Genomic DNA, 13592 nt, shown 5'->3' with positions numbered 1-13592 from the left:
ACCGACCTCACTTTTAGTCTTGGGTGGGAAATAGCTGCAGCTTTAGTTTGCAGAAGTCATGGCGAGAAGAAAGCATCTGCTTTTCTTTCAATGAGAAGGTCTCTTCTGTGCCTTTTGCAAACTTGTGCTGGGCGTAGTACGAGTCCAGATAGTGCGCGATGGGGTTTATAGATTCCCCGTAAGTGGGATAGATAAAGGATGTCGCGTGAGGGAAAGAGTTGACTTCCAAAACTCGTGGCATGTCGTCTTTCAAACTACGCACCATGATATCGACGCCGCCAGTGTATAGACCCGGAATCGCGGCAACTGCTCGAACAGCGGTGTCCCTTATTTCCTCCGAAATGATATCGGTGATATTTGCAGTTTCAGCACCGAAAGAAATATTAGAGATTGCGCTGAGGAGAACGCGTTCTCCTGCTTCGGGAATATCGGAGAAAGACAATGAATTGGAGCGCATGAACGCTTCCATGTTCGCGTTTCGGCGAAGAAGCCGCTTGCTTCGTGCGCGGTCCTTCTGACGCTCTTCATTCTTAAGCGCCATCAGTTCTTCGATATTGTGGGTTCCGTCGCCGGTAACGTAGGCAGGGATTCGGATGATTGAACCGAAAAACTCTCCCTCCACAACGGTGACGCGCAATTCAAAGCCGTCAACCATTTCTTGGACAATTACCGAGGGCTCTCGCTTTCGTTCCTTTTGCATCTCAACGCATTCTTGAAAGCGATCTTTAAAGTCCTGTTCAGTAACGTTGAGAAAAACTCCGAGACCTTGGGAGAAGCTTGGTGCTTTGACCACAACTTCCCTCCGGCCTTGAGCAAAAGCGGTGTCGAAGGCTTTGTCAGCCTCGTCCGGTCCAAAAACCTGGTACCAGGGAACATTAATGCCAGCAGTGTGCAGGATTTTTTGGGTTTTTACTTTGTTCTGGCAGATTCGCCCAGCTGTCTTAGTGCAGGTAGGTACGTTCCAAGGAGTAACTACTCCGATGGGTTCATCTGCAGAATCCTTTAGAGTGATATACGGACGGTTCTTTTTCGAGCGGTCAATATGGAAGTTGCGCCCCGAGCGGCGGACAGTCCGAATCCACGCGTTGTGAATGCCTGTGGTGTAGCCATCTTGCCAATAATTTTGTTCAAGGCTGGGCAGAGAGTCCAGAATATGGTTTAGGTGCTCGGTACGCATGTAGTTCCAATCATCTGAGCTAGGAGTGGGTTGCTTATCGCACAGATTCTAGCAACGAGGGCAGGCTGACAAGTTAGTTCGCCTTGGTTCTCACTATTAAGCCCGAGGCAGTGCAGAGGTTCAGCGGTGTTACGCCGACCCAGCAAAGCCTAGAGTCTTAACTAGTGCCTAAGAGTAGAGCAGCTGTGTTCGCTCGATCTGGTCGACAATATAGCTAGCCGCATTAACAGGCTCTCCGTAACTTACATAGTGGTGCATGTCGAAGAAGGGCTGCGTATTGATTTCTAGGACGGTGATGTCGGCATCAGGCTTCAGGGAAGAGGTGAAGATGTCTACACCCACTGTTCCAGTTCCTGGGAAGGCGCGAGCAGCGCGCTCCGCAACCGCGATGTGTTGACGAGAAATCTTATCGATGACATTAAGCGTAAAGCCGCCTCCACCTAAGGAGGATATTGGATTTAGGACGACTACTTCGCCGTGCTGGGGCACTTGATCGAGTGCCCAAGGGCTTTCGGCCAGCCAATCGTCATCTATGTTGATCTCCGTAGATTTTAGGTAAGCATCGGCCTGTCGGCGTTGGATCTCGAGATCCACCAGTTTTTGAACCGTATGCTTCCCGTCACCTACTACAAATGCGTTTAGCCTAGAGCAAGCAACGCGTACACGGCCACCGATGACTAAGACGCGAATGTCGAAACCAGCGAAGTATTCTTCGATTACAATTTCATCGCCGTAGCCGCTGTCAGCTGCTTTAGTCCAAGCTTTTTCAAACGACTCGGTATCTTTGATATTGAGAGACACGCCTCGCCCTCGGGTACCGCCATTCGGTTTAACCACGACAGGGCGATCTTGCGCCTTAAAATATTCGAGGGCCTCAGCCTTAGTGGCTGAATTGAACTTCTGGCCGTTAGGCGTCGGCACGTTATTGGCTTGAAGGGTCAATTTTGTGGCTTGTTTGTCGTTGGAAACCCTTCTAGCGAACATGCTCTGGGTAGAAGGGCCGTGGTAAACGGTTCCTCCCACCGTTTTACCGTTATTCAAAAATATCCATGTGCCGTCTTTGACTTTTTGGGTCTCCCAGCCGCGGGACCTCGCTTCGCCCAGCATAAGTTTTGTGCGGGACTTAATCCGGTCATAAGTATTGATTGGCAGCTTTGGTTTCAAAATTTCGTCATTTACCAAAGCAATTAGGTTTCTAGGATCATAGCTCACGTAGTCATAGTACATTTAAGGTTCTCGCTTTTGCACCGACTAACTCACTAAGGCCTACTCACTAATTCGCCCCATCGATGAGCCTGCAAAATCTCCGCAACACGTGCGGCGTGAGTGGAGGCAGTTCCTTGAGCTTTCATAAGATGCTGTCTCTGATGTGGCGGGGCTTCTATGCTTGGTCGGTAGAGTCCTGAGAGCATTTGGCTTATAGCATGTGGTCCTTCACGCTTATGGCAGACGAGGATGGGTGAAGGAAAAGGGGGAGTAATCCCTGGTCCTCTTTGTGGTCACAGTTAATTGGCAGGGAATTTTGAAGCGGTGCTATTGTTAAGGACATGCGCGCTCTAGTTACCGGAGGAGCCGGGTTTATCGGTTCTCACTTGGTGGATTTACTTGTTTCTGAGGGACACTCTGTGTCTGTGTTGGACAATTTTTCATCGGGTCGGAAAGCCAATCTAGAATCCGCCATGAAATCCGGAACAGTTGAAATCATTGAAGGCGATATAAAGAATTTTGATTTCGGTGCCTTCTTCCAAGAGCATCCCACTGATGTTGTGTTCCACCTTGCGGCCCAGATTGATGTGCGGCATTCGGTGGCAGACCCAGTTGAAGACGCTGAGTCGAACATTATTGCAACGATCAAACTGGCAGATGCAGCCCGCCGCAGTGGTGTACAGAAAATCGTTCACACTAGCTCCGGAGGATCGATTTATGGCAGGCCCGAAAGTTTTCCTGTAAGCGAGGATAATCCGCTCGCTCCCGAGTCCCCCTACGCTGCCAGCAAAGCTGCCGGCGAACTATATCTGGAGATGTTCCACCGGTTGTATGGCATCAGCGTAAGTTTCGTAGCGCCGGCTAACGTTTATGGTCCACGCCAGAACCCCCATGGTGAAGCCGGGGTCGTTGCGATTTTCAGCCAGCGGCTTCTGAGCGGTAAACCCACCAAGGTATTTGGTTCGGGCTCCAATACTCGTGACTACGTGTACGTCAAAGATGTTGCTCGAGCTTTCTATTTGGCGGCTACCACACCCGGTGACTTCGGGCGTTTCAATATCGGTACGGGAGTGGAGACTAGCGATAGGGAACTACACACAGCAGTAGCGAAGGCGGCGGGTGTGGCCGATGACCCGGAGTTTGCCCCGGCTCGATTGGGCGATGTTCCTCGTTCTTCGCTAGATTCTTCAAAAGCAAAAAGGTATTTGGGCTGGCAGCCGGAGTATGACCTTGGGCGGGGAATTGAGGAAACCCTTGATTATTTCCGTGGCCTCGGCGCTGAATAGAGTTAAGGGCTCTCGCTAGAACTTGCGAGAGCCCTTATTTCTGTGCGGTTAGCCCTGTGTAGCCTTAAAACCCAAGCGGACGCTTGAAAGAAGCTCGGCTATTCGGTTCTCTTCACTTTCGGCAAGATTAGCTCGGACACAAACAGAATCGGCGTTCAGATCCTCAGCGAAAAGAACGGCGATTCCTACTAGCGGGGCTACGTCTTCGGGGGTTTCCTGAAACGCAAAGGCGTTAGAAGAAACCATGAGCGAATCGAAACCTCTCACTGCGCCGGACCAAGAGTGAGCGGGAAGGACTGAAACCGTACTTTGCTCGTTGCCAACCTCGACGGAGTCGGTGCATAAGAGGTCTCGGTTGCCTATAGGAAGGCCCTTTGGGTAGTACTCAAAAGGCGTTGGGTGAACAGTGATAGGTGATGCTGCCCGCGCAATGGTTTCACCGGTATGAGGGGACATCCACTGGGGGACTGCGAAATCAGAACCTACCCACTTTCCAAAGATGAGATATAGCGCAATGGCCTCGCGGTTCGGGTCAATCTTTTCCGGCAGTTCATCAATGATGACCTTGTTGCTCGGGGGAATAGAGTCGTATTCCGAGAGAACGGCTTCGTAGCCAGTTCGGTTTCCTGGTTCCTGAATTCGTTTAAACTTCATTATCTGCCTCGAAGTGCTTCGGTCCTACTACAAACGCGTTGGCTTTGTTCTCTAGAGTGTTGAACTTGTCGGCGATCAAGCCATGGTTGCCTACGAACACGTCAAACTTGCCTTCCGGTGCGAGCCGGACGAAAAGTGCAAATACTGCATCGGGCTCGCTGGCATTCAGGGAAGGAATGATGCCGTTTGCTAGTACGTTTAACGGATCACTAGGTGCATCTCCGTCCGCCAGGGCAACACGGAATTCGGCCCCATTTTGGCGCAGTGTGACCATATCTTCGTAGCTAGCGGTGAGAATGATTGAAACGTCGGTGATGACTTCCTCGGCTTCGTCTTCCCCGTGTTTTAGTAGATGGACCTTCGTGGCAGTAACTTGGCCGGTCCATTCCGCTTGGGGTAGGGGCGAGGTGACGATTAAATTCTTGGTGCTGAGGTGATCGGGGAGGTAGCGGCGTGCTTCCTCCATCATCTCCTTTTTGTCACCAATCTTTGGCCACTGTGGTGTGGCATTGGCCCGTTCTTCAGCGATTTTGCGCTGTGCTCCGTCATATCGCCAGCGCAAGAAGCTGAGGGTTTCTGCGGCCGCACGCGTTTGATTGCCTACGTCGGTATTAGTTACCTGGCTTGAATGCATACGGCGAAGCGTGAGGGGCTTGCCTGTGTGGGTTACTTTGTAGCCAGAGCGGAGCAGGCGAAGGAAGAAATTGTTGTCTACGCCGCTGGAAAGAGAAGTGTCATATTTTAGCTTTCGAATGACATCTGTTTGCAGCATCCAAGTACCATGCCCCGGTGCGGAACCAGTAGGAATGGAACGCTCCGCGGTAGGATTCTTACCCACGAAGAGTTGCATGGTTCCGTCGTCGTGCTCAAAGTTGATGAAGCAACCAACGTTACCAACGGCGCCGGCCTCGATTCCTTCTAGCTGCCATTGGAGCCGGTTAGGGTGCATGAGGTCGTCGTCATCGATGACAGCAGTATAGAAGCCGGTGCTTTTCTCGGCTGCAAGGTTTCGAGCGGCGGAGATGCCTTGATTCTCCTGCCAAAAATATTTAATTCGAGAGTCGTTAAAATCGTCGACAACTTGTTTCGTGTGGTCAGTACCACCGTCGTCGACGATGACGATTTCGAAATCCTGCATGGTTTGGTTGAGAACAGAGAGGATTGTCTCTCTAAGGAAATCCGCGCGGTTATATGTGGAAATTGCCACTGACACAACCGGGTTTTCGCCTCCGCGGCGATGCTTCCACTCACTGGTATTCCGTACGAACGACTTGTCGTGGTGGACGACAGACCTGTTGAAGCGAACAGCTTCTCTGCCTTCGTCGGTCTGATTAACGGTGTTAATCGTCTTTGGGTGCCACATGTGGTACATGCGTACCTCAGGGTCATCAATCCACACCGTTCGGTATCCAGCGCGACGGGCGCGCTGCGCGAAATCGAGATCCTCGCCGCCGTAGGTATGGAGACGCTCATCGAACCCGCGAATGAGATCGAAGCCCTCTCGAGGAATAGCCATCATTCCGCCCATTCCCCAGCGAGGGCGTAGCCGAGAAGCTCGTTCCATCTCCTTCCAGCTATTGGGGTGCTCAGCTACCCAAGAATCGTCCATTCCCTCGGGAAGGTCCCGGCACTGCAAGAAGTAAGCAGATTGCCCATCCTGTTTGGCTACGGCGGCAATGCGCTCAAACGCCTTAGGCGTGAAAACCATGTCTGCATCGGTAGATACCAGGATTTCGCCGTCCGCGTGTACGAATCCTGCATTAAGAGCTTCAGAACGAGACCAGTAACCTTGGTCCGGTGTAAATACGTATTTCACGCCCAGTCTCTGTGCGAGCCTGCGGTTTGCTTCATGGTCAGTAGAGCCAAAGTCAGAAAGAATTACCTCACCATCGAACTGGCCAAAAGATTGACGGATAGACTCCAGTGCTAGCTCAAGCCGGAGTGCGCCCCAATCGCGGAATCCAATTACTACAGAAATGTCAGTCATTAAGCGGCTCTCCAAAAATAGTAACTACATTTGCCCCAGGCCAATTGGCCGTGACAACTAGCTCGAAAGGTGGGATGGGAATTGGGTTAGCCCGATCCTTCCATTGGACGGGCTCGATGATTACTTCGTCACAGCCTTGGGGCAGTTTGAAGGGGGAGTTGTACGTGGTTTCGCCTCCCTGAGAGCTACTGGAATATCGGTAGAGGGAGTTGAGGCCGGGGCTCCATTTGAGTCCAGTCGATTCTGCCAAAGATTCAGGGTTTTCAATCTTTGGGAAATCGATTTTGAAGGCATAAAAAGCCCAGCGTAAGTCCTTTTCGGGCCGAAGAGCTATGGAACAACTAGTGGCGTCGAAAGGAATGGAAAATCTTTTCTTCATAGAGAGAGTCCTTTACTGGTCTAGACCAAGATCTTTAATGATACTGGGCATAGGTGCGACAGGCGAGACAAGGTCGGGACCTGAGATAGGCTTTAATAAGAGCTTGGTCCATCATCGTCCCATTATTTGAGACTCAATCAAATGTGTACTGCCGATGAATTCGAAGCTCTAGTGTTCATCGTTCTAACTAATGCGTGGTCACAGCGCGTCTAGCATACAGAGGCAAAGAACCGTTTGGAGTCTCATTAAGCGTGGGCGAAGCCAGCCCTATTGTCGGCGCGAGTCAGAAATTTGCTTGCCGGAAATCTGGAGGGTGTAACCATGGTCAGAGTGCACAATATAATACGATTGCTTCATGGCTAACTCCACTTCTGTCCGCACCGTCGTTGTCCCAGCTGCTGGCATGGGAACTCGTTTCTTGCCCGCGACCAAGACTGTTCCCAAGGAATTGCTTCCGGTTGTGGACACCCCTGGCATTGAGATGATTGCGGAAGAAGCTGCGGCCGCGGGGGCATCGAGGTTGGCCATTGTGACGTCGCCAAGCAAAGACGAAGTCATGCGCCACTTTGATGAGTTCCCAGATCTCGTGGAGCTTCTCCGTGCCCGTGGCAAAGACGAGCAGGCAGCGAAGGTTGAGCGTGCCGCGGAGATTATTCATCCAGTTGCCGTAACCCAAGACAAGCCTTTGGGATTGGGGCACGCAGTGGGTCTGGCCGAGTCTGTTTTGGATGACGACGAAAACTACTTTGCTGTCATGCTTCCCGATGACGTCATTGAGCCGACCGCAGCCATGAGTGAGATGATTCGGGTGCGCCAGGAGCAAGGCGGTTCCGTGTTGCTGGCGGTGGAAGTCGATCCCGCACACGTCTCAAGCTATGGCGTATTCGATATTGAGGCTACTGGCGACGCCCGCGTGAAGAAGGTCGTAGGCATGGTGGAAAAGCCCGCCGTTGAGGATGCGCCGTCGAACTTAGTGGCCACGGGCCGTTACCTATTGGACCGCGCGATTTTCGACGCCCTCCGCCGCATCAAACCCGGCAAGGGCGGGGAGCTGCAGCTTACCGACGCCATCGATCTGCTCATCTCCGAAGGCCACCCCGTCCACGTGGTAGTCCACGATGGTATCCGCCACGATCTTGGCAACCCGGCTGGCTTCATTCCCGCCAGCGTTGAGTTCGGACTGCGTCATCCAAAGTACGGTCCGGCGCTGTTCCGTGATTTGGAGGAGATTATGGACAAGTACCGGCGTGAACTGGGATAGGGAGACCCGAACTCGTTAACCCGGTATATGCCCCATGCCTCGACCGACTATGTTTCGAGCTTGTATAAAACTGGAAATATTCGTTTAGATGATCGTAGTTCTGAGGCCAGGCTATCTAGTCAATAGGGAACCCCGTCCGAGGCTATTTTCGGGTTTCGGGAGCAATCGTGGAATCAAGTACGGAATATTCCAGACCTAAGGATTGGTTTGGGTGCTTGTAATGGTGAAGTCTTGCAGTTTCTTCTGGGAGCCTCTCAAAAGAGCCGCGAGAAATTGAGTGTACAGAACTCATTGGGAGGGCTTCCGAAATCTTTACTATTGATTTGACTCTTTTGTCCCAGCCCTTTCCGTATTCAACGATGTCTTCGCGAGCCCAGCGATGAACTTGATTTCGTACAAGCTGATCGGGTGTCCAATTCGACATATCAAAATTGAAATTTAATAGCCGAAGTCTGGGGCTTTTTGCGTTTTTAATAATCGACTTCAGGGTCGATGCGCTAGGCAATGCGATGTACTCATCGACGTCAATAACGGCAACCCAATCTTCTGGGAATGACTCCTTTAACTCAGCTAACTTTTCCGGCAAGTACTTGTACTGACGGTCAGAAAGCGGATCTACAATTGGCAAGCCGCTGTTTTCTATATACTCGGCGTTTTCGGATCGCCACTTCTTAACTTCAGTCCATTTCTCCTCAGGGGATAAATTGTCGAAGTAAGAGCCGTTCGCCTCCTTGACGGTAATGTCAAGGTTCAACGGAACTACTGCCGAGATTTCTTTAAGAACGTTTTCGCTTTCGTCATTCGGGGCGTCGAGAATGATATGAAAGTAATTGAAGCCGATTTCGTGGTGGTACAAAATCCAGTCCCTGAGGCGAGGCGCATCACCACGAGACATGGTTAAAATGTGCAGTTCCATATTGCTTCCCTAATTCATGCGTCGCAGATTCTTTCTGGACTAGTTTAGCTAACCCGCGACCGAATTCGGTTTGTGATTGCTGAATTTTAATTCTTCTTTTGGAAGATTTGACCAGAAGGCAGTTAAGGAGCGCCCAAGGAGGATGCTTTCCGGCCACTGGTTTCCTTTGTATTCCGATAAACATGGAGGAATCTGCGGCGGCATTTAGGGTTGGTGATGGTGACGTCTTTAGTAAGTACGAGGTGTTTTGAGGTTACCCTCGTTTAGTGGACACCCTATTTGTGCGGATCTTGTGTCCGTAGGAGAGGATGTTCATTGTGAGTCAACAGCGCAAGAAGTACACGCCGGAGTACCGGCGTGAAGCCGCGAACCTTGTAATCGAGTCAGAGCGCCCGATCGCTCATGTGGCTAAGGAGATTGGCGTCTCCGCCGGGCTTTTAGGCCGGTGGGTCAAACTCGAGCGTGAACGCCGAGGGGCCTCGGATGGGATGAGTGAGGCTGATCTTCGTGCTGAGAATGCTCGTCTGCGCCGTGAGTTGGCGGAAGCCAAGATGGATAATGAGTTCTTGTCAAAAGCGACAGCCTTCTTCGCCGCGAAGCAACGCGAGCAGAAAAGTTCGAATTGATGCAGCAGGAGAAGGCAAACTACAGCATCAAACGCATGGCACGGCTATTAAAAGTGTCTCGGTCTGGATACTACAAATGGGCTGATACGCAGCAGAAGCGACTATCTGGCGAAAATGATCGTGCTGCATTTTACGATGGCGTTGACCGAAAGATTCATCAGATTTGGAAAGACTCCGATGAGGTTTATGGTGCTCCGCGGATCACCGCAGAACTTACCGAGCGCTACCAGATCACCCTGAATCGCAAGACTGTGGCTAAGCGGATGCGCATGATGGGCATTGAAGGGATTTCACCGCGTGCCTTTGTCCCGGTGACAACGATTCAATCCAAGCGTAAGTCAGCTCTTCCTGACCTGGTCAAGCGCATGTTTGATACTGGTGAGCTCAACCGAGTGTGGATGTCGGATATTACCTACCTACGCACCAGCGAGGGATGGTTGTACTTGTGTGCGGTCCGCGACGGCCATTCCCGCAGGGTGCTGGGATGGGCAATGGATAGCGTTCAAGATACATGCCTGGTCGAACGGGCCCTGCGGATGGCACATACACTGCGCGGTGACGTTCCTAATGGGCTGGTGTTCCACGCTGACCGCGGAACGCAATTTACCAGCGAGAAGCTCTGGGAAGTCTGCCATAACCTGGGCATTGCTCAGTCTGTGGGGCGTACTGGTGTGTGCTTTGATAACGCGATGGCTGAGTCGTTCTGGTCGACGCTTAAAACCGAGTTCTACGACCGTAAGCGTTGGCCTACCCGCGATGCTGCGCGCAAGGCCGTTGCCTACTGGATGGAAGTCGTTTACAACCGTCGGCGCCGGCACTCTGCACTAGGGATGGTCAGCCCCGTCGACTTCGAAAACCACATTGGTCTAACCACCAGTAGAAAAGAAATAGCTGCCTAAGCACTAGGTAGCCCCACTACGTGTCCACGATTTGCGGGCAACCCCAGTTTTGCCATGTTGATAAGTGCGCAGCTCTAGTTGAGAATCTTCGTGCTCGAGGAATAGTCGAGCAGGCAGCGAAGGTGCAGTTGCGGCGGAAAGTATTCATGCGGATTCAATGATTCAAGACAAGTCTTTAGGCTGGGGAGCTGAAGCTTACTGACGCCATCGATTTGCTCATCTCCGTAGGCCACCCTGTCCACGTCGTGGTGCATGATGGCATCCGGCACGACTTCGGCAATCCCGCTGGCTTCATTCCAGCTAGCGTCGAGTTTGGCCTTCGCCACCCGAAGTACGGACCGGCATTGTTCTATGACTTGGAAGCGATTATGGAAAAATTCCGACTGGAGCGAAACTAGACGTCGGAGAAGACTGCGTCGGCCGCGGTCTCAACCTTGCCCATGAAGTAGCGCGAATGGGGTTTCTTTAGGGGCTTCAGTGAAGGGGCGGAAATGTGGGCAATCTTGGTTTAAGGATTGGGATAGGGGGTTGGGGGAGGCGTCGCCAAGCGCCCGCTCCTTTTGCCCGAGCCCGAACGAGCTCCCGCAGCGCGGCCAATGCTCCACGGAGGTTATTGAGTTCCGATTCACCGGCGTTGGTCTTCTCCACGAACCAGAAACTCTCCGGGCGCAGGTCAGCAGCCTCATGGAGGTGCAGCGTGCCGGTCCGGATGAGGGTGGTGATGCGGAAGGCCTTCGCAACGGGGCCCCGCTTAGCGACGCCCCCTTATCCATCAAACAGCACACACCCTCAAGCGCCAACTCCAGCCCAAAAGTACTGGGTAGGCGCTGTGTGCGGGGGTTGAGGTGGTAAGGGGGCGTCGGCAAGCAAAGGCGGTGGCAAAGGGCTCGCTGGTGAGCATCGTGAAGGCGGGGTCGTCTGCGTGGCGCGGTTGTTGTCGAAGCCGGTCAGGTTAAAGAGAAGGAGCCTCCTGGTCGCAAAGCTCCAAGCATCACACGTGGTCGGTCTTATACATTGTCCTTGGTTGCGGTGCTTATGCGCGTCCGTACGTCGTTTCGTGCCTTAGCCCAGCAAACGCTGGTAGCGTTTAATTAGATACCGTAACCAGTATCCACGGGAGGCTATATCCATGGACACGGATATTCCCTATCTGCTCTTTTGTGCCGGGTCAGTGCTTGTCATGGTGCTCTACTGGACCTACTACATCAAGTGTGAGCGGAAGGAACCCAGATCGGAAGAGTGGTACGACTCAGGCGGTGTAGACGGCGGAGCAAAGGACGGCCCCCTTTTCCTTTATCCTTACGGCTCGTTATTTTTCGGCGTTAGCGGTATCGGAGGGTTGGTCGATAGTTTAAACCCTCCCGAGTTTGTCTACACGGTGCTGACGTTTCTGCTCATGGCAGCTCTCATCCTCTGCTTCATTGCAGTTACGGGTGTGTTCGGGGTTCCGCTTCCGTGGCCGTTTGTTCCGCGTTGGGTTGTCGACATCCGCAAAGCAAAACGTGCTCGAAGGCGTGCGCGCAGGCAAGCCAGAAAAAGGGAAAGGCAGGAATAGACCTGACCCTGTTTGGTAGACACTTCTGCTTCCTGCCGTGTTGGGTCGGGGAGAGGTAGTTTACCTCCACGCCTAGGAAGGCTTATTCGGATCAGGTCAAGCGCGACGCGGTCGCGATGTACGAGGACTAATCACATGTTTCGCTCAAGGCCGCAGTCAAGGAGTTTGGGACTGACCTCGGTAGCCGAGGGGTTGGTTGGGAGGGCGTCGGCAAGCAAGGCGGGGCAGAGGACTCGCTGGTAAGCAGGGTGAAGGCGGGTGCGTCCGCGTGGCGCGAACGCTGTGGAAGTTAGACACGCTAAAGGGAAGGAGCCTCCTGGTCGCAGGGCTACAAGCATCGTAAAAGCCAAGTCTTTTATAATTTTCCTTGGCTGGGGTGCTTGTGTGTATCCATATTTCGCTTTCGTCTCAGTACTCTCCCCAGTGAACGCTGGTAGCGTTTAAATTACATACCGCAGCCGGCAGCTATAGGGGGCCATGTTCTATGGACTTGGATACTGGTGAACTGCTCTTTTATGCTGGGTCAGTGCTCGTTATGGTGCTCTTCTGGACCTACTACATTTTGGATGTGCGCAGGGATCCCAGATCGGAAGAGTGGTATGACGAACCCGCCTGGGAAGGCATGGAGAGGGATGGCGTCCTCTTCTTCTATCCTTACGGCTCGCTATTTTTCGGCGTTGGCGGTATCGCAGGGTTGGTCGAAAGTGTAAACCCTCCTGAGTTTGTAACAGCGGTGCTGAAGTTTTCGGTCATGGCAGCTCTTGTCATTGGAGGCATTGGATTTACTGGTGCGTTCGGGATCCCGCTTCCGTGGCCTTTTGTTCCGCGTTGGGTCGTCGACATTCGCAAGGCAAAGCGTGCTCGAAGGCGTGAGCGCAGGCAAGCTAGGAAAAGGGAAAGGGAAGAATAGGGCTGGCGACTTTTCTGGGCTGAGTTCCGTTAGAAAAGCTTCGCTATCACGCTGGAGTTCCTTTAGCCCAGTAGCAATTCAAACGAAGATAGTTTTAGATGTCGTGGAACCCAGCGATGACAAAGCATGAGGCGAGGACTAATTAAAGCGGTGATAGTGAGTGCGATCGTTGAGCACAGTTTCTTCGAAGGGGAGGAGATTGTCGAACTTCGAGAGTTTCTCCCACACCCGTCGTGACTCACCGCGATTCGTGAGGGCGTGAAGGTGCACGCAGCGGAGGAGCACTGCTTCGGTGGTGAAGACTGTTGCCGCCTGTCGCTTCCGTACGAGCTGTTTCGCTTCTTCGTCATCGATTATGATTGCCGTCTTTACGCTGGGATCGTCCTCAAGGAGTGCAAGACAATGGGCGATAGCAGTGTACTCGCCAAGGTTCTTGGCCATTCCGTTTTGGATTGTGTAACCAGGGCCAGAGAACAGATGGATGTGCTTCCATAGGCGGTCATAATCGTCTTCAAGGACTTTTACGTGACCATGGGTAACCAGGGAATTCCAGGTTTTAAAGCCGCTTTGGAACCTCGGAATTTCTAGCTTTCTTTCTACTTCGTCTTTTACAGCTTTCGGTACGTGAAGCTGTTCATCGCCCACGAACTTGAGGAGGAGATCTTGTTCGCCGGCGCAGATGAAGTTGAGGAGCACGCTGGTATCGGCGAAAATGATTTTTCTAGTCATGCCGCAC

11 protein-coding genes and 1 pseudogene are annotated in these 13592 nt (G+C 52.4%); 6 read left to right on the top strand and 6 right to left on the bottom strand.

All coding sequences use genetic code 11. The annotated features are described in order from the left end of the window. Positions 1 to 13 precede the first annotated feature (13 nt). On the bottom strand, positions 14 to 1177 hold the full coding sequence (locus BJ985_RS05140; RefSeq protein WP_179386809.1) for a hypothetical protein: 1164 nt from the start codon (positions 1175 to 1177) through the stop codon (positions 14 to 16). Positions 1178 to 1345: 168 nt separating this feature from the next. Then, entirely contained in the window at positions 1346 to 2389 is a 1044-nt protein-coding gene (locus BJ985_RS05135; protein ID WP_179386808.1) for an ATP-binding protein, read from the bottom strand. Between the two features lie 335 nt (positions 2390 to 2724). Here BJ985_RS05135 and BJ985_RS05130 point away from each other — a divergent pair, with 335 nt between their 5' ends. After that, complete coding sequence (locus BJ985_RS05130) at positions 2725 to 3669, top strand: NAD-dependent epimerase/dehydratase family protein (RefSeq protein ID WP_179386807.1); 945 nt, start codon at positions 2725 to 2727, stop codon at positions 3667 to 3669. Positions 3670 to 3717: 48 nt separating this feature from the next. Here BJ985_RS05130 and BJ985_RS05125 read toward each other — a convergent pair whose 3' ends face one another. Continuing rightward, positions 3718 to 4323: a hypothetical protein gene (locus BJ985_RS05125; protein ID WP_179386806.1), complete on the bottom strand. Its 606-nt coding sequence runs from the start codon at positions 4321 to 4323 to the stop codon at positions 3718 to 3720. Further along, positions 4313 to 6310: a glycosyltransferase family 2 protein gene (locus BJ985_RS05120; RefSeq protein WP_179386805.1), complete on the bottom strand. Its 1998-nt coding sequence runs from the start codon at positions 6308 to 6310 to the stop codon at positions 4313 to 4315. Before BJ985_RS05120 ends, BJ985_RS05125 begins: the two co-directional genes overlap by 11 nt. A gap of 734 nt (positions 6311 to 7044) precedes the next feature. Here BJ985_RS05120 and BJ985_RS05115 point away from each other — a divergent pair. Further along, a complete protein-coding gene (locus BJ985_RS05115; protein WP_179386804.1) occupies positions 7045 to 7950 on the top strand; it encodes a UTP--glucose-1-phosphate uridylyltransferase in 906 nt (301 codons plus the stop codon). A gap of 142 nt (positions 7951 to 8092) precedes the next feature. Here the strand turns inward: BJ985_RS05115 and BJ985_RS05110 are convergent, their stop codons facing one another. After that, the gene (locus tag BJ985_RS05110) at positions 8093 to 8866 is read right to left on the bottom strand and encodes a glycosyltransferase family 92 protein (protein ID WP_179386803.1); all 774 of its coding nucleotides are present in this window, start codon (positions 8864 to 8866) and stop codon (positions 8093 to 8095) included. Positions 8867 to 9174: 308 nt separating this feature from the next. On the opposite strand from BJ985_RS05110, the gene BJ985_RS05105 reads away from it, so the two are divergent. From BJ985_RS05105 to BJ985_RS05090, 4 genes and pseudogenes are all read left to right on the top strand, one after another. Beyond that, positions 9175 to 10391, top strand: a protein-coding gene (locus BJ985_RS05105) for an IS3 family transposase (protein ID WP_101679514.1) whose coding sequence is annotated in 2 segments (ribosomal slippage) — positions 9175 to 9436 and positions 9436 to 10391 — 1218 coding nt in all. Because the reading frame shifts where the segments join, the coding sequence is not laid out codon by codon here. Between the two features lie 182 nt (positions 10392 to 10573). Further along, positions 10574 to 10789, top strand: a pseudogene (locus tag BJ985_RS05100) (UTP--glucose-1-phosphate uridylyltransferase); the annotation flags it as partial. Positions 10790 to 11520: 731 nt separating this feature from the next. After that, positions 11521 to 11946 carry a hypothetical protein gene (locus BJ985_RS05095; protein WP_179386802.1) on the top strand — a complete coding sequence of 142 codons (426 nt, stop codon included), beginning with the start codon at positions 11521 to 11523 and terminating at the stop codon, positions 11944 to 11946. 484 nt (positions 11947 to 12430) lie between these two features. Further along, entirely contained in the window at positions 12431 to 12856 is a 426-nt protein-coding gene (locus tag BJ985_RS05090; protein WP_179386801.1) for a hypothetical protein, read from the top strand. A 138-nt stretch (positions 12857 to 12994) separates the two neighbouring features. Here BJ985_RS05090 and BJ985_RS05085 read toward each other — a convergent pair whose 3' ends face one another. Continuing rightward, the gene (locus BJ985_RS05085; RefSeq protein WP_179386800.1) at positions 12995 to 13585 is read right to left on the bottom strand and encodes a PIN domain-containing protein; all 591 of its coding nucleotides are present in this window, start codon (positions 13583 to 13585) and stop codon (positions 12995 to 12997) included. Positions 13586 to 13592 lie beyond the last annotated feature (7 nt).

Source organism: Corynebacterium tuberculostearicum (assembly GCF_013408445.1).
Taxonomy (GTDB): domain Bacteria; phylum Actinomycetota; class Actinomycetes; order Mycobacteriales; family Mycobacteriaceae; genus Corynebacterium; species Corynebacterium tuberculostearicum.
The sequence above is the reverse complement of the archived record's forward strand: the minus strand, read 5'-3'. Positions and strand labels throughout refer to the sequence as shown.